Origin of the sequence: Oceanobacillus kimchii X50 (genome assembly GCF_000340475.1) — a bacterium.
Classification (GTDB): Bacteria; Bacillota; Bacilli; order Bacillales; family Amphibacillaceae; genus Oceanobacillus; species Oceanobacillus kimchii.
This window is the reverse complement of sequence record NZ_CM001792.1, coordinates 310965-327083: the sequence shown is the minus strand read 5'-3', so window position 1 is coordinate 327083 and position 16119 is coordinate 310965. Positions and strand designations below refer to the sequence as shown.

Here is a 16119-nt window from a genome sequence, read left to right as displayed (position 1 = left end):
TCAATCCTTTTTTTTATGTAAACAAAACGAGATACAAACAAAATAAAAACATTACCCCAGATAAGGGTGTCATAACATACTTTTCTTTTTTACTCCTCGAAAAAAGGTTGGCAATCGTGTTTAACACTAAGAACCCTGTGATAATACTGGCCATCATGTGGAAATTAATAGAAGAGGATACACTCCACAAACCAGTGTAAGCAGCAAATACTCCACACATAACCAACAGTACTAAAGCATTAATACCACTTATAAATCGCAACTTCTTAGGCAAAACCTTATACATTCCTCCTAAGGCAAACTCACCTAATGGACAGCCAATAACCAATAGAATTTGAAATAGTGCAACAACCAAAAACAAAATAACAACGATAAAAGCAATAACAGTGTATAGTTCCAATTCTTTCCCCTCCTTTCGTTTATATCGTATTCGATTAGGGAATAAATAACATAGATTGAACTATAGATAAATTATATATGATGTTTTTAAATAATCACATTATTCGGAGGAAACAAATGAACAAGAAAATACACGACTTAATTGGCATCGGAGTTGGTCCATTTAATTTAAGCCTTGCTGTTTTAACAGAAGAAACAGCAGAAGTTGATGCAATATTCTTCGAGCAAGAAATGAAGTTTAATTGGCATCCGGGCATGCTTATAGAAGGAATGGATATGCAAACCCCATTTTTAGCAGACTTAGTAACATTTGCTAATCCTACAAGTCCTCATACATTTTTAAACTATTTACATGTACATAATCAACTCTATCAATTTTATTTCTTTAATCGTTTTACCATACCAAGGGAACAGTATAATGATTATTGTCAGTGGGTGGTCTCTAACCTCAATCACTGTTATTTTGGGATGCGCGTAGTTGATGTTATTGACCATCAAAATGAGAAACCGTCTCATTTTGAAGTGGTTGTGGAAAATCTCGCTGATCAAACAATAGCATCTTACTTCTCTCGTCATATCGTATTAGGTACAGGTAGTATTCCAAATATCCCTGAACCATTACAAGGTTTTCCAGATGAAGATGTCACACACACAAGCAGATATTTGTATCTTGAAGATTCATTCAAAAAATCCAATTCTATAACGGTAGTCGGTTCTGGGCAAAGTGCATCAGAGGTTTTTTATGATTTGTTAAAAGATCAAAAAAAGCATGGTTATGAATTAACCTGGTTCACTCGTTCGGGTGGGTTCTTTCAAAAAGATGAAACAAGTCTTGGTAAAGAAGTTTTTTCACCTGAGTTTATCGATTACTTCCATAAATTATCTTTTGAAGGAAGACAAGAATCACTGGAAACATTGGATAGTGTTCGAAACGGTGTCGACCCGACCATGTTAAATAAGATTTATGAAATTCTGTATAACCGTTCTATTCATCCAGCCAATCCATCTGTAACTATCCAATCGTCCACTGCTGTCCAGGATATAAAAAAAGATACGTTCCGATCGACTTATTTGCTAACCTGCGAGCAATGGCAAAAGAAAGAGGATTTTACATATACTTCTGATAAAGTCATTCTTGCAACGGGGTATAAGCCGAATCTTCCGGATTGGTTAGAACGTTTTTCAGAACAGATTATATGGGAAGATAAAAATTTGTATAAAGTGACCAAAGATTATCGTTTAACTTTTAAAAAGGAACGCAATAATCATATCTATACATTAACTAACTTGGAGCATTCTCATGGTTCTAGTGCGACTAACTTAGGCTTATCTGTACTTCGCAATCAAAAGATTATTAATTCTATTGCTGGAAAAAGTATTTACCCTATTCCAAAACAGGCAGTTTTTCAGCGATTTGAATAAAGCGAAATTCATTGAACGGGGGTGTGGGCGTTACTTCTCCATTCTCACTCTATATAAATACCACAAAGGTATAACCTAAAGGCCCTGAACAGAAACAAACATTTTATTGGCAGTAACCCGCTTACTTCTTGGTTAAGCGGGTTACTGCCCCGTTACTTACGGGATGAAAAAGTTAGAGTTTTTAGCTTTTTATTTGACTAAGAAGGAATATCATTATAATTTGTCGAAAATAGATTAAAATAAATTCTGGAGCAAAGGAGGCAATTGATATGGAAGACACATTCCATATAAGGACCTTACCCGGATACCGATTAATTGGATTAAAATGGGAGGGGCCATATACTCAAGTCAACGAGCTAAAACATACTATTGAAAACATGTATAACCGCTCCACTGAGTTAAAAGACATCATAGATTCTCAAAAACAACTTGGTCTGTCCTACCATACTCGGCCAGATGGATTTGTACATTACTCAGGATTTCAAGTGAAAGAGAATACGGAAATTCCTCTTGGTATGATCGACATTTATATTCCTGAGTTAACTTATCTTATTACATTTCATCAAGCAGGAGATGATATAGGAAAAACATATATGAAGATTTATCATTGGTTAAAAGATTGTACCTATATCCCTTACACTGAACCGAACATTGAATACTACGATGATTTACCAATTAAACATGAAGTTTATCCTGTACATCGAGATCTCGAACAACCTCACTTCAATATTATGATTCCTATAACAAGACAAATTGATTAATTTGAAAGATGCAAAAAAGCAGATGAAGTTTCCACTAAGGAAATATACATTGATGTTCAATGTGCTAGCTGATTAACTTGTTGAGATTTTTGCACTGCATCATTCTTCAGTTAAAGTTGAGGTCATTGTATGTTTCCAACTTTCTATATATCCATCGATAACCGAACCATATCAATTACCTGAATTCCATTTTCAAAAATCGGTTCATCATAATGTCGCACAAAAAAATCACGATCAATGCCGATCATTCGAAATCCACATTTTTGGTATAATGCTAGTTGATTAACACCACTATTACCCGTACCTATTTCAATCGTTTTATATCCAAGTTTCTTTGATTCTTCAATTGCATGAAGTATAAGTTTCTTTCCAAATCCTTGACCATGAAAGCTTTCATCAACTGCCACGTTAACAATTTCTATAGTCTCTGGTCTTGTTGGGATAAGCACATATTCTCCAATTACTTGGTTATTTTTCTCTAATACATAACAAGAGCCTCTTTGCAAATACTCGATTACAATACTTTCAGATGGATCCGCCAATAATAGTAGTTTCATTGGAGCATTTTCTATCTCTTTTAATCGTTGTATCATTAAAATTCCCTCTCTAATTCCTTTATATATTCAACCTAATTCATAGTGCACAAAATTATTCACCTGTCTAAAACCTACTGATTCATAAAGACGTATTGCACCTATATTCTCATCATTAACTGTCAAATACAAAGATGGTATTTCCATCTCTTGCATAAGTAGTGTCATGCTTTGCTGTAATAATTGCTTTCCTACACCTTGTTTTCGATAATCAGAATCAACGCCTATAAATTCCACACTTCCTTCTTTAAACTGTTTACTGCCTTCTAAATAAGCATACCCAATTACATCATTGACATCATTAGTTCGTATTAATAATCGATGTTCATCCGTGAGACGCTCAAGAATTGTTTTAGCTGGATAATATGTATCTGGAAAAAGCGTATCATGTAATGTCTTAAAACTTCCGATCATTTTTTTATTATTTAAATCTATTTCTTCATAATTTGTTTTGCCTGTGCTACCTAATTGATTGCATTGCAGTACGGTATGATATCCAAGTATACTCGCATTTAAGTTTTCCGCAAATGTTCTCATTTCAACGTTATTAACATGGTAAAAAAAATGTAAGTTCCAATTTTGTTTTGTAAACGGGTGGTGAGACCAGAGTTTATTTGCAGTTTGATTTGGATTTTCACTTGTTACGACTGGACCCCAAACTTCTGCTTCTTCATCTTCGTAATCAAAAGCAACCATACCTACAATTTGGTCTCCCTCAACCGCAATGATTATCTCATCTAGTTTAAAATCCTCTACCAACACTTCTTCGATCTGATTAAGATCCTCACCAATATAGCCACACTTTTTTGCAGGGTTAGAATTTACTTTTGCTAGAAAAGCGGCTAGGTTCGAATATGACGTTGCTTTTATTAATTCCAATTTGTTCGCCTCCATACGTATACCTTTATTACTTAAATTATTATACACGAATCCGTTTTATTTTTCAGAATGTTTTAAATGCTATTTTATTCTTCGCCAATAAATGTCAATTATCGATTTAACCACTAGCCCATTATTTGTTAGGAATAGGAGACTTATTAATTTTATAGAAATACTTTACCCAATTTGTCAACCTAGTTTGATTTATAGAACAAGTCTATTTACTACTCTTTCCAATTTTCTAGCTCCGTTTGGGTTTTAGAACGACTTTATTATCGACTTTCTTATACTCCTTCGGATTTTTTGGTGTTAGAGCACCTCTCGTTCCAGTCTTTCTTTGATTCCACTCAATAATATAGATTAGTGCGTATTATATTAGGATTCCACATTAACCACAAACCAATTTTTAATTGCAAAAATAGTAGTAATAAAAATTAATACGATTCCAATAATGAGGATAATTAAATTGCTGGTAAACAAACCGGTGAATAATGCAACCATGGAAATGATATATAATAAAAGGGCAGAGTTGTTCATGCGCACTACCACGTTGTCACCATCTTTTACTGATGTTGGCTTACTTCCCAAAAACCATTGGTTCGCAGTAATTTTCGCTTGATCTTCAGGCAAATCGACGAGTGTTTCCTCATTCTGCTTTAAACTTGTCAACTTCTTGCTGTCAGCTTTAACGATAATTCTAGTTGCTCCACCCATTATCCCAGTATTACGCTTTAATTTGATAGACATACAACAATCCCCTCCCGTTAATACATTCATACTATTCAGTATTTTGCAATATACCCATACGAGAGGAGGTTAATCCTTTTTCAGTTGCCTATGAAATTATCTGATAATAAAGATGGGTGACTAATTCCCCATCAATTGCTTTTATTAATTTAAGTGGAGTTTGTTGATTGTTTCTTGCAAATAATTTCTTACCATCTCCTAATAGTACAGGCGCAATATGTAAATGTAGTTCATCTACTAGTTTTTCTGCTAAACATTGCTGTGCGATACTTGCACTTCCAATACTAATTTCCTTATCCCCAGCAATTTGTCTTGCAGTATCAATTGCCTGATGAATACCACTTACAAAATGAAATGTTGTATCTTTTTTCGCGTATTCGTTCGGTGGTTCATGTGTTACAACTACGATAGGAATACCTGCTATTGGATGACTGCCATTCCATCCGTTTACGATATCAAAGGTTCTTCTTCCTACCATCATTGCACCTAACGACCCGATTGGTTTATCAAATACACGTCGATTTATTTCAGACATGGTAAAAAAAGCATTGTATTCACTAGCAAATGATCCTTGAAACATCCAATTCTGTAATGCTTCTCCACTTATTCCCAATGGTTGTTGCATAGAATCATCTTTTCCAGTGATATACCCATCTAGTGACATGGAAATATCTACATACACCTTTCCCATACTATAAATCTCCCTTTAGAATGTTATTTATTCGTGCATAGTTTAAAAAAACAGTCTCATCAAATCGCTTGTACTCTTTTAAATAATATTTTCTTTGATTTGGCATAATAGGAAACATTGGCTTGCCATCACCAAGCAATATTGGGAAAATAAATAACCAAATTTCATCTACTAAGTCATGATGAATAAATTCTCTAGCTCGCCCCACCTAGAGAAACATCCCTGCCTGTAGTTCCTTTTAATTGTAAGACGGATGACACCATATCACCATTCAGCAACTCTGTATTCCATTTAAGATCCTCTTGCTTTAATTTACTTGATATCACATATTTTTTTACGTTCATCCAGTGTTTTGCCCAATCCTTCTCTTCTTGTGAAGCATTTGGTGATTGTCCTTTACTTGGCCATATAGACATATTTTCATACATTTTCCTTCCATATAAATGTGTGTCTATATTTTCCTCCTGCTTATTTATAAATCGAAATAATTCATCACTTGGTATGCTCCAGTCCAATTCACCATTAATCCCCTCAATAAAGCCATCTAATGAAACCATTTGTGAATAAATAATTTTCCTACTCACCCTTTTCCCCCTTTCTATTAATTGCTTATAAAGGAATGTACCACAATTACCCATGCCCTATTTCTTTTTATTTGCGAACAAGTTGAAATTACTCTCCTTTTATTATAAAAAAACGCATGAGCTCTGATTTCATGCGTTTTTAGCATATTCTTATTTATTCTGAAGCGAGTGCATCCGCTTTTGTCTGATGTAGAGTACCAAAAGGATGTTCTGGTGGGGCGTAAATGGTGTATAATTTCAGTGGTTCATCTCCTGTATTAGTTATATTATGCCACGTTCCTGCAGGTATCATCACAGCACTACTATCAGAAAGTTGTCGTCGGTATGTTAAATTATTCTCTTGACTCCCCATCTGAACCAATCCGTCTCCATCTTCTATTCGAACGAATTGATCGTGAGTTGGATGTACTTCTAAACCGATATTATCACCAACAGGAATGCTCATTAATGTGACTTGTAAATGTTCTCCGGTCCAAATTGCTGTACGGTAAGCTGTATTTTGTTCAGCGGCTTCCTCTATATCAATAACAAATGGGTATCCACCCTGATCTTCCAACTGTCTATTCAGAGTGATGCCTAATTCACTATTTCTCGAATTATGATAATTATACAATTGGTTAGCAGCCATATAACCTACGGAAGATAATTGATAGTATAATTGTTGAACAGCCGAGCTACTACTTCTTAGACTAGCTTTATAATTTTCTTCATAATCTTCTATACATCGTTCTACAACATCTTGTATGCCTATTTCTGTATTTCTGCTTGCTTCACTGGATTTCTGATAATTCGGGGCATTACCAGTGATATTTCTATATAAATAATCCAATTGATTTATGTTTCTCAATTTGACCTCACGTGTGTAATTTAGTGTATTCAAGTATTGCTGTTCATTCGTAGATGAGCTTAACTGATCTAATAATTGAATGGTTACAGCATCTTTTTGTAAGTTCTCTAATGTAATTTCTGCTAACTTTTCTTTCTCTTTTTCCGTAATTAAGGGAGACTGAGAAGCATAACGAAGATCATTTGGATAATATGGAATATAATACATGTATTCATTAACCCACCTTTCATAGAATCTACAATCAGCATATGCCCACATGAGGAAATCGTTCTTATTTTAATTACTGATTTAAAAGGGAGAGTAACTACAGAAAATAACTTACAAAAAGATGTAAAAAAGCAATTCTAAATAAAAAAAGCAGATGAAATATGATTATGTCCCCATCCTTTTCAATATACAAACATTAATGCTTTGTAATTGAATTCTCTATTTCTAGGAATCTCTCATATTTCATCTGCTATCATGTATCTGTTAATCTAATGAATTCTCTCGATTTATTATTGAATTGTCGTATTTTTATATTCAAATCAATTTCTTAATTGCTAAATTTCATTTAAAAAACGATTGAAGTTTCTTAAAAAACTTCTTTTTTAATCTACCACAATATACGTAACATTTACTGGACCATGGACACCTACAATTAAATTCATTTCAATATCGGCGCTATTACTAGGCCCTGTGACAAAACAAACACTTGAAGGTGTCTCTATTCCATTGACATGATCATCATGAATTTGTTTTGCTGCTTGGGTCATTCGAGGTACAATTGTTTCTTTTGGAATAATAGCGATATAACTTTTAGGCATTAAACTTATCGATCTACCATTATTTTTATCGTTCTTTAAGGTTACCGTTCCTGACTCTGCAAGTGTTATATCACTAAAGGAAATTCCAACATCCGCTTTCTCTGCAATAACCTGGTTTTCTTTACCAATAGAAGCATCCCAAATATGCATATCTAGTTCTTCTGCATACTGATTATAAGCTTGATCCATCCCATATTCCACGTTACGTTTATCATTAGAAACAATGATGGACTTTGCTTCATATCGATCAATAGTTTGTCGTACAACATTAGGTAGCTCCTGTTTACTCGTGCGCACAAAGTCTGTATGGATGACTTCGCAATGTTTTTCTAATACGTCAATTAACTCATCTTGCGAAGCTCCTTGTAGAACTTCATATTGTGGCTGCACACTATACTCCGGTCTTTCTACGCCTTCTATTTTTCGAGGTCGGCCAAGGTTAGCAGCTAAATTACTTAAAAATTTATCTCGATTATGAATTGGCATTTTGCTTTTCTCCCTTCGCACGTTCATTCCACCAAGCACGGAAAGATTGTTTACCTGGAGCAGGAAAGTCACGTACATCTGTCCAACCTTTTAATGGTCCTGGTCCATTCTCGACAAACTCATCTTTTGTCCATGGTTTTAATGCGGTCCTAGCCACTTTCGTACTTAACTTATAAGCTGCTGGATTCGAAGCCCATTGAGCAAAACCTTTCATCATAATTTTTTCGGAAACTGGAGATTTCTTTTCCTCCTCTACAATGATTTCACGATGACGAATTAATTGCTCATGCAATGGAATTTTCACCGGACAAGCTTCTGTACAGGCTGCACAAAGAGAAGAAGCATATGGTAATTCCTTATGATCGTCATATCCATCGAGAAGCGGTGTTAATACGGCACCAATTGGACCTGGATAAATAGAGTTATACGCATGACCACCTACATGACGATAAACTGGGCATACGTTAATACATGCAGCACAGCGAATACAATGAAGTGCAGATTGAAATTCTGTTCCTAATATCTTGGATCTACCATTATCAACAATTACAAGATGATAATCATTTGGACCATCTATCTCTTCTTCCAATCTAGTTCCGGTGTAGGCTGTAATATAACTTGTAAGCTTTTGACCAACTGCTGCACGTGTTAGTAAACTAACAAGTACTTCCATGTCCTCCCATGTTGGCACTAATCGTTCCATCCCCATCACTGTAATCTGTGTATCTGGTAGTGAAGTAACCATTTCTGCATTACCTTCATTGGTTACTAATGTAATTGCTCCAGATTCTGCAATAGCGAAGTTACAACCTGTTATACCGACATCAGCAGTTAGAAAATCGTGACGTAGTTGCTCACGGGCAAAGGCTGCCAGTTCTTCTGGTGAATCTGTCTTATCATATCCACGTTTATCTGCAAATGTTTCACGAATTTGTTGACGGTTTTTATGCAAAGCAGGTGTAACAATATGCGATGGAGGATCCTCATCTAATTGGAGGATCCATTCACCTAAATCAGATTCAACTACTTCTGCGCCCGATTTTTCTAAAGCTTCATTTAATCCAATTTCTTCGGTAACCATGGATTTTGTTTTTACAACTTTTTTCGCTTGTTTCTTTTTCACAACATTTTCAATATATTCATTGGCTTCTTCAGCAGTTTGTGCGAAAAATACGTTACCTCCGCGTTTCTCTACTTGTTCACTCAATTGATAAAGATAGTAATCTATATTTTCTAATGTATGTGTTCGAATCTCCGAACCTAGTTGGCGCCAATCTTCCCAATTTCCTAACTCCTCTGCTTGGGAAAGTCGTCCCTTACGAAATCTCCCTTGTGCCGAAGAAACGGCTTGACGCATAAAGTCGTTTTCAATTCCCTTATCAATTCGATCTTTATAGGAAACATCACCAATTTTTACGCTCATGCTTTTCCTCCTTCACTATGTGTATTTAGTATTTCTGTAATGTGAACCACCTTGACATCTTTACCTTCACGGCGCATTCTGCCACCGATATTCATTAAGCAACCCATATCTCCACCTACTAGGTATTCAGCCTTTGTTTCGGACACATGCTGAGACTTCTCTTTTACCATTTCTCTTGATATTTCCGGGTTTTTCACGGAGAAAGTTCCACCGAATCCACAGCAATCCTCTTTTACAGGAAGTTCAACAAAATCAATACCTTTTACGCTTTGCAATAGTTTTTGTGGTGCGTCTTTTACTCCTAGTACCCTCGTCATGTGACAGGAAGGGTGGTACGTAACTCTTCCTTTGAAAGTTGAGCCTAAATCCGTTACTCCTAATACATCTACTAAAAATTGAGTAATTTCATAGCTTTTATTCGCAAGATCAATAGCAGGTTGTTCCCATTCTGGATCCCCTTGAAAAATATGAGGGTATTCTTTTAACATCCCTACGCAAGATCCAGAAGGACCAACTACATACTCTGAATTTTTAAATGCTTTAATCATCTGTTTCATTGATTTTTTAGCTTCTTGTAGGTAGCCGCTGTTATAGGCAGGTTGACCACAGCATGTCTGCGCAGCTGGAAAATCAACTTCACAACCTACTCGTTCTAAAATTTCCACAGTATGTTTACCTACATCTGCAAATACAATATCACTCACACATGTAATGAATAACGATACTTTCATTTGGTTACACCTCTTCTAATTTAAACTATGACCGAGGCTAGAATTACATATCTAGATTTTTAAACAAGAGCATTTCTACTTTTTCTAAATGATCATACATTGCGTCTCTCGCTTCATTTGGTTGTCTATTTTTTATTGCCTGATATATGCGTGCATGCTCTTCATATAGCGCATCCGCTCGGTCTTCTGAATATAATAAAATCTGTCTAGTTTCTCGAATTGTCTCTGACATCAAATCAGACACACTGCCCATTAAATGGATTAATAAATCCATATGTGTCGCTTGGGCAATCGCTAAGTGAAATTCTGTATCTGCTTGTTCTGCTAATACGTCATCCCCTTTAGCATTTTTCATTACGTTTAATGCTTCTTCCATCTTGTCTAAATCTAACTGTTCATAGCTGGTAGCAGCATACCTCGCCGTACCACCTTCAAGTATTTTACGCACTTGATATAATTCTTTTACATCATCTTGTTTCATGAGAAATGCTGTACTTACAGGTAGTGTGAATCTTTTTGGATTAAAGGTATTAATAAATGTACCTTCACCTTGCCTCATTTCTACTAATCCCATAGATCTTAAGCCACTTAGTGCTTCACGAATAGCAGATCTTCCTACTCCAAAGTTTTGTGCTAATTGTTCTACAGAATCTAGTTTATCTCCAGGCTGTATACGTCCTTGTTTAATCATCTCTATTAATGAATCTGCAACTTGTTCATATATTTTTTTGGATTTAATACGTTTATACTCCATTTATTTCAACTCCTCATCGCTTGAGACCATTTTAATGGAAACGAACCGGTTTGAAAAGCTGATGGTAAGGACCACGATAATCTATAAAAAGAAATGAGCAATAATAAATCCAACGATTCCAACAATTAATGCATAAAGAATGGCAGGAAGTAAGGTCTTTCGTATAATATCCCCTTCTTTACCACTCAGCCCTACTACGGCACTAGCTGCAACAACATTATGCACACAAATCATATTGCCAGCTCCCGCTCCAATTACCTGAGCTGCAAGCACTGCATTTACATCCAATCCTATTTGATTCGCTACACTATATTGAATCGGAGAAAATGTAAGTGTAGATACCGTAGCACTTCCTGTAATGAAAGAACCTAATTCTCCTAAAAATGGCGCAACAAGCAACCAAATAAATCCTAATGAATTTGCTAATGATTCTGCAATGTATTGTGGCATGCTTGCTAGTTCATTGAGATTCATTCCCGAATTCGTAAATACATGAACCATTGCTAAGGTAGCAATTAATGAAATGGATGTTGTCTTCATGGTTGATAGTGAGTCTTTAGATGCGGTTAAAAAGGTCCGGAACGATTTTTTATGTAAAAATACAGATAGAACCGCTGCCACTGCCAATATCGTACCTGGCGAGTACAGAAACTCCCAATTGGATGAAACGCCTTCTACACCCAAAATATTCGTCCAAGATAAATCTATTGCTGATTGTGTAAATTCGGTTAGCCAAGGAATAATTCTAGTCATAAGTAATAAAACAACGACAACAACATACGGTGACCAAGCTGCTATAATACCCATCTCTGATTTCTTTTCCTTAACCACAAACCCTTCTCGCACAGCCTCTCTCCACGTTTCTTTTGGTAATATCCATCCTTTTTTTGCTGTAAGTGTAGCGATGACTAATGCTGTTAGCGAAGCCAATATGGCAACAAATTCTTGTCCAAATACAACTGCATATAATAAAGCAGAACCTGTATAGGAGAGACCAACCACTAGAGACCATGGAAGCATAGGTAAAGCTTGCTTGAGACTTTTGTTTTTTCCAAAGAAGATGGTTAATAATATAACCAATACAAATGGAATAAAGGTACCAGCAAAAAGATCCAATGTTGTTACCATGATACCGATATCATCATAGAACGTAGCATTTGCTATAGGAACATTACTTAATCCAACGGCAATCGGCGTTCCTACAGCTCCAAAAGCAACCGAAGCACTATCCGCTACTAAAGCAATTGTAGCTGCTGCCAATGGCCTAAAACCTAGTGCTACTAACAAAGGTCCGGTTACCATTGCAGGAGTACCAAATCCCGCTGCCCCTTCAATTAAAGCCCCAAATAAAAAAGCAACAATAATCACTTGAACTCGCATGTCTGCTGAAATACTTTGAAAACCTTGATTAATTCGATCAACTGCTCCCGTATTGCGGAGAGTATTCAACAATACAAGTGCTCCAAATAAAATCCATAAAATAGTTAATGTTTTATGCGTCCCCTGGAAAATAGATGATACAATAACTTCCCCTTCCATTCCCCATACAGTAATTGCGAATAAAATTACAATTAACGCACTCCACGTCATTCCTTTTGTTGCCGGAAAACGTAATAACACTAAAAAAATAAACGGTGCAATAATCGCACTTAGTGCTATAAGTAAATACATCAAAACCCCTCTTTCTCCCCAATGAAGCGATTTCATAGATGACAAAATAAATAAGGTCATCTGATGACCTTATTTATAGTTTACTCTGATATTTATAAGAATTCAAGATAGTATTATATTATTTTTTCTATGATTCTTCCTTCCATTTAGAAAAATTACAACTATAATAAACTCTTGTTTATTCTATATATTATCTATTTAAAGTAGCATACTCTCAAAAACCTAGCCACTTCATCAACAATCCCAAGCAATTTAAATTAAGGTGGTTGTTTTGTATCAAAACAACCACCTTATGATTATTCATCTGATATAAGCCCAAAGTCAAAATATCTTGCTGCATTGTAGTAGGATATATCTTGAATAATCTTTCCTAGTAATTTTAGGTCGTAAGGAACTTCACCGTTATAAACCCATTCACCAACCAGGGAGCAAACTAAGCGCCTAAAGTATTCATGCCTAGGATACGATAAAAAGCTTCTTGAATCGGTAAGCATACCAATAAATTGGCTGAACACACCAATATCTGCTAACGTTTGCATTTGTTTTATCATCCCTGATTTTGTATCATTAAACCACCATGCTGTTCCAAATTGGAGCTTTCCTGGAACTCTCCCACTTTGAAAACTTCCGATTATAGAGGCAATAACAGGATTATCATTTGGATTAAGGGAATATAAAATCGTTTTTGGAAGTCTATCCTTCTTTTCAAGCTCATTTAATAGATTTACTAATGGTTTAGAAATTACTTCGTCATTCATGGCATCGTATCCAGTATCTGGTCCAAGATAATTGTACATTCTAGAATTATTATTACGCAATGCATTTATATGATATTGCATTACCCATTCTTTTTCTGCATATTGTTCTCCTAAAAATACTAGTGTGAAGCTTTTAAAATCACTTTCTTCTTTAAGAGAAATTTTCTGACCACTAATAGCTTTTTCATAATAATTGCTGGCGTTTTCTTTCGTTGTTTCCGTAAACATCATCGTATTTAATGCATGATCAGAGACTCTGCATCCATTTTGATGAAAATAATCTATTCTAGATCTAAGAGCTCTTAAAAAACCATCATATGTTTTTGTAGAATGAGAAGTAACTTTTTCAAGCAAATCTACATAGTCAATAAACCCATCCTGATTTATTTCTATTGCTTTATCTGGCCGAAAACCGGGTAACACCTTTACCGAAAATTCGTCATCTTCAACTAACATCTGATGAAAGGATAAGTCATCAATTGGATCGTCAGTTGTACAAACGACTTGTACATTAGACCGATTAATTAAATCTCTAACACCAAAATCATCACGGATTAAAAGTTTATTTACCTTCTTCCAAATTGATGGTCCGGATTCCTTATTTAAAATTTCATTTATACCAAAATATCTTTGTAACTCAAGGTGAGTCCAATTATAAAGCGGGTTACCAATTAATTTAGGAACTGTTTCAGCCCAAGCCATAAATCTATCATAATCATTTGCATCACCAGTTATAAGTGACTCATCTACACCTGCTGCTCGCATCGCTCTCCATTTATAATGATCTCCATACAGCCAAACTTCTGTAATGTTTGAATACCTTTTATTCATATAAATTTCTTTTGGACTTAAATGGCAATGGTAGTCAATGATTGGCATATTTTTAGCATAATTATGAAATAAATCTTCTGCAATATTGTTGCTTAGTAAGAAATTATCATCCATAAACTTTTTCACCATAAATCCTCCTTTATAGATCTAATGTTTCCACATGTTTACCTATATGTTTAATAAGATATTCACGATAAACATCTTCATTTTCACTTAGCATCGAATATATTTCATCCTTAAAAAGAGAACTCTCATTTCTATTTGCAGTTAAAATCAATCCGTACGTGATATGCAGTAATTGTCTCGCATTATCATCATTAAGATACTCAGAAAGCATTGAATCCTTTGTGTCTTCAAGAGGAGTAATCGCTTCAAAATTTGGAGTAATGTGATAGTATTTCAAAGCCTGCTCTACATTTTTTTCAGCATAAGCATGTATCTTTCTATATAACGATGGATTCTTATTCGCAATTACCCTTAATGCCTCTAGCCATGAAGTACCGGCTGTTTTAATGTGTAAAATCCTTTCTGTATGCTTTGAAATAATTGGAAATACAGAAAATTTATCGCTTCCGGAATGAATGCTTAATTTATAACCAAAATGTTTTGCAATATCTACATGTTCACTTAGTTCCTTTTCAAATTGATCTATATCACCAATATAGTCAATTCCTTTTTGAAACTCTCCACAAAATCTAGGAGCAAGACTGGTTACTTCAACTTGAGACTTTCGCAACTCATTTGCAACAAAAAAATGTGCTTCTGGAGAAGTAATCGCCTCTGTTTCATCAATCGATATTTCAAAATCAAAATCTCTATCTAAATGTCGAACATAAGTGTTAAATACATGTATCATGTAAGCAACCGCTTTTCCGTATATTAAAACATTGCGCATAACATCAATTTCATTAACTGCTATTTTTCTCGTTTTGAGAGAAAACACTTGATTGGAATAGGTATTAAGGTAATATTTTTTAAGTTTTACATCTAGCTTCGCAAATTCATCTTGCACTTGTTTTTTAGATGCTGACTCCACGTCTTTTTGAATATAATCTGAGCAATCTAGTGTCAGCATCGTTACTCCTAATTCTAGTGAACGTTTAATATCTTCCTCTTTTTTAATATGGTCTGCATCTATTCCAAACCCGTCTTTATATCCTTCTTGAAATACGGCAAATGTTGCTGTATCAATCATATCTTCCAGAGTACGTTTTGTTAAAGTTAGCTCGCGGATACTTTGCTGACCTAATATCGGTTTTACATCTCGATTTTTAATTGCTTCAATGTGACCAGGGGAAGCTATTCCAAGTCGGTCACCGAGCCCTATAGTTGCTGTGTTTTTTCCAAATGCACTTGGTACTGTATAATCAAAATAGCGATTTAACACCAATCGATTATGGTGAGTCAACGGACAAACTTTACCCTCATCACCAATTTCTTGCCCATTTAATTCACTATATAATGGTCCTTCACCCGATGCTAACAAAAATTTGTTAGCGCTTTCTTTTATCATCAAAAGAAATGTTCCTTGATAATGTGTAAATGATCGTTTGTATATTTTTATGTTCTCAGTTCCCTCTCCAATTTCACCTAATTTTAAATTACTTAATAAAGTTTCTATGGAAAACTACCCCTTTCTTTTACTACATAATAACAACGTTGTTATTTTATAATAATACAAATATTTAGATTTAACAACCTTTTCTAAAAAATGTTTAATATAATTCATGCTTAAT

General features: G+C 35.0%; 17 protein-coding genes. 2 read left to right on the top strand and 15 right to left on the bottom strand.

Annotation, left to right across the window (positions count from 1 at the left end):
* Window positions 1–13: 13 nt before the first annotated feature.
* The gene (locus tag C794_RS01890) at window positions 14–400 is read right to left on the bottom strand and encodes a hypothetical protein (protein WP_017795449.1); all 387 of its coding nucleotides are present in this window, start codon (window positions 398–400) and stop codon (window positions 14–16) included.
* Window positions 401–516: 116 nt separating this feature from the next.
* On the opposite strand from C794_RS01890, the gene C794_RS01885 reads away from it, so the two are divergent.
* Window positions 517–1821 carry a lysine N(6)-hydroxylase/L-ornithine N(5)-oxygenase family protein gene (locus tag C794_RS01885; protein WP_017795448.1) on the top strand — a complete coding sequence of 435 codons (1305 nt, stop codon included), beginning with the start codon at window positions 517–519 and terminating at the stop codon, window positions 1819–1821.
* Window positions 1822–2090: 269 nt separating this feature from the next.
* Window positions 2091–2582 carry a GyrI-like domain-containing protein gene (locus C794_RS01880; RefSeq protein ID WP_017795447.1) on the top strand — a complete coding sequence of 164 codons (492 nt, stop codon included), beginning with the start codon at window positions 2091–2093 and terminating at the stop codon, window positions 2580–2582.
* A gap of 143 nt (window positions 2583–2725) precedes the next feature.
* Here the strand turns inward: C794_RS01880 and C794_RS01875 are convergent, their stop codons facing one another.
* The 14 genes from C794_RS01875 to C794_RS01815 form a co-directional block, all read right to left on the bottom strand.
* Window positions 2726–3175: a GNAT family N-acetyltransferase gene (locus C794_RS01875; protein WP_017795446.1), complete on the bottom strand. Its 450-nt coding sequence runs from the start codon at window positions 3173–3175 to the stop codon at window positions 2726–2728.
* A 30-nt stretch (window positions 3176–3205) separates the two neighbouring features.
* On the bottom strand, window positions 3206–4054 hold the full coding sequence (locus tag C794_RS01870) for a GNAT family N-acetyltransferase (protein ID WP_017795445.1): 849 nt from the start codon (window positions 4052–4054) through the stop codon (window positions 3206–3208).
* 375 nt (window positions 4055–4429) lie between these two features.
* Window positions 4430–4801, bottom strand: a complete 372-nt coding sequence (locus C794_RS01865) for a hypothetical protein (RefSeq protein WP_017795444.1) — start codon at window positions 4799–4801, stop codon at window positions 4430–4432.
* A gap of 88 nt (window positions 4802–4889) precedes the next feature.
* A complete protein-coding gene (locus C794_RS01860) occupies window positions 4890–5492 on the bottom strand; it encodes a dihydrofolate reductase family protein (RefSeq protein WP_017795443.1) in 603 nt (200 codons plus the stop codon).
* A 1-nt stretch (window position 5493) separates the two neighbouring features.
* Complete coding sequence (locus C794_RS21140) at window positions 5494–5700, bottom strand: dihydrofolate reductase family protein (protein WP_017795442.1); 207 nt, start codon at window positions 5698–5700, stop codon at window positions 5494–5496.
* Complete coding sequence (locus tag C794_RS21135) at window positions 5687–6076, bottom strand: dihydrofolate reductase family protein (protein WP_017795441.1); 390 nt, start codon at window positions 6074–6076, stop codon at window positions 5687–5689. Before C794_RS21135 ends, C794_RS21140 begins: the two co-directional genes overlap by 14 nt.
* Window positions 6077–6230: 154 nt before the next feature.
* Complete coding sequence (locus C794_RS01850) at window positions 6231–7130, bottom strand: cupin domain-containing protein (RefSeq protein ID WP_017795440.1); 900 nt, start codon at window positions 7128–7130, stop codon at window positions 6231–6233.
* Between the two features lie 383 nt (window positions 7131–7513).
* Window positions 7514–8215: a LutC/YkgG family protein gene (locus C794_RS01845; protein WP_017795439.1), complete on the bottom strand. Its 702-nt coding sequence runs from the start codon at window positions 8213–8215 to the stop codon at window positions 7514–7516.
* Window positions 8202–9638, bottom strand: coding sequence for a LutB/LldF family L-lactate oxidation iron-sulfur protein (locus C794_RS01840; protein ID WP_017795438.1), 1437 nt, complete (start codon window positions 9636–9638; stop codon window positions 8202–8204). The genes C794_RS01845 and C794_RS01840 overlap by 14 nt, the downstream gene beginning before the upstream one ends.
* Window positions 9635–10369, bottom strand: coding sequence for a (Fe-S)-binding protein (locus tag C794_RS01835; protein ID WP_017795437.1), 735 nt, complete (start codon window positions 10367–10369; stop codon window positions 9635–9637). The genes C794_RS01840 and C794_RS01835 overlap by 4 nt, the downstream gene beginning before the upstream one ends.
* A 43-nt stretch (window positions 10370–10412) precedes the next feature.
* Complete coding sequence (locus tag C794_RS01830; RefSeq protein ID WP_017795436.1) at window positions 10413–11123, bottom strand: FadR/GntR family transcriptional regulator; 711 nt, start codon at window positions 11121–11123, stop codon at window positions 10413–10415.
* Window positions 11124–11204: 81 nt separating this feature from the next.
* The gene (locus C794_RS01825) at window positions 11205–12794 is read right to left on the bottom strand and encodes an L-lactate permease (RefSeq protein WP_017795435.1); all 1590 of its coding nucleotides are present in this window, start codon (window positions 12792–12794) and stop codon (window positions 11205–11207) included.
* A 296-nt stretch (window positions 12795–13090) separates the two neighbouring features.
* On the bottom strand, window positions 13091–14509 hold the full coding sequence (gene uxaC, locus C794_RS01820) for a glucuronate isomerase (RefSeq protein ID WP_017795434.1): 1419 nt from the start codon (window positions 14507–14509) through the stop codon (window positions 13091–13093).
* A gap of 13 nt (window positions 14510–14522) precedes the next feature.
* The gene (locus C794_RS01815) at window positions 14523–15941 is read right to left on the bottom strand and encodes a tagaturonate epimerase family protein (protein WP_268258097.1); all 1419 of its coding nucleotides are present in this window, start codon (window positions 15939–15941) and stop codon (window positions 14523–14525) included.
* Window positions 15942–16119: the final 178 nt, after the last annotated feature.

Excerpts from the sequence above, each read along its gene's own strand:
- C794_RS01885 (WP_017795448.1), top strand. The coding sequence starts at position 517 with ATGAACAAGAAAATACACGACTTAATTGGCATCGGAGTTGGTCCATTT.
- C794_RS01830 (WP_017795436.1), bottom strand. The coding sequence starts at position 11,123 with ATGGAGTATAAACGTATTAAATCCAAAAAAATATATGAACAAGTTGCA.
- C794_RS01845 (WP_017795439.1), bottom strand. The coding sequence starts at position 8,215 with ATGCCAATTCATAATCGAGATAAATTTTTAAGTAATTTAGCTGCTAAC.
- C794_RS01825 (WP_017795435.1), bottom strand. The coding sequence starts at position 12,794 with ATGTATTTACTTATAGCACTAAGTGCGATTATTGCACCGTTTATTTTT.
- C794_RS01880 (WP_017795447.1), top strand. The coding sequence starts at position 2,091 with ATGGAAGACACATTCCATATAAGGACCTTACCCGGATACCGATTAATT.
- C794_RS01850 (WP_017795440.1), bottom strand. The coding sequence starts at position 7,130 with ATGTATTATATTCCATATTATCCAAATGATCTTCGTTATGCTTCTCAG.
- C794_RS01840 (WP_017795438.1), bottom strand. The coding sequence starts at position 9,638 with ATGAGCGTAAAAATTGGTGATGTTTCCTATAAAGATCGAATTGATAAG.
- C794_RS01875 (WP_017795446.1), bottom strand. The coding sequence starts at position 3,175 with ATGATACAACGATTAAAAGAGATAGAAAATGCTCCAATGAAACTACTA.
- C794_RS01865 (WP_017795444.1), bottom strand. The coding sequence starts at position 4,801 with ATGTCTATCAAATTAAAGCGTAATACTGGGATAATGGGTGGAGCAACT.
- C794_RS01860 (WP_017795443.1), bottom strand. The coding sequence starts at position 5,492 with ATGGGAAAGGTGTATGTAGATATTTCCATGTCACTAGATGGGTATATC.
- C794_RS01835 (WP_017795437.1), bottom strand. The coding sequence starts at position 10,369 with ATGAAAGTATCGTTATTCATTACATGTGTGAGTGATATTGTATTTGCA.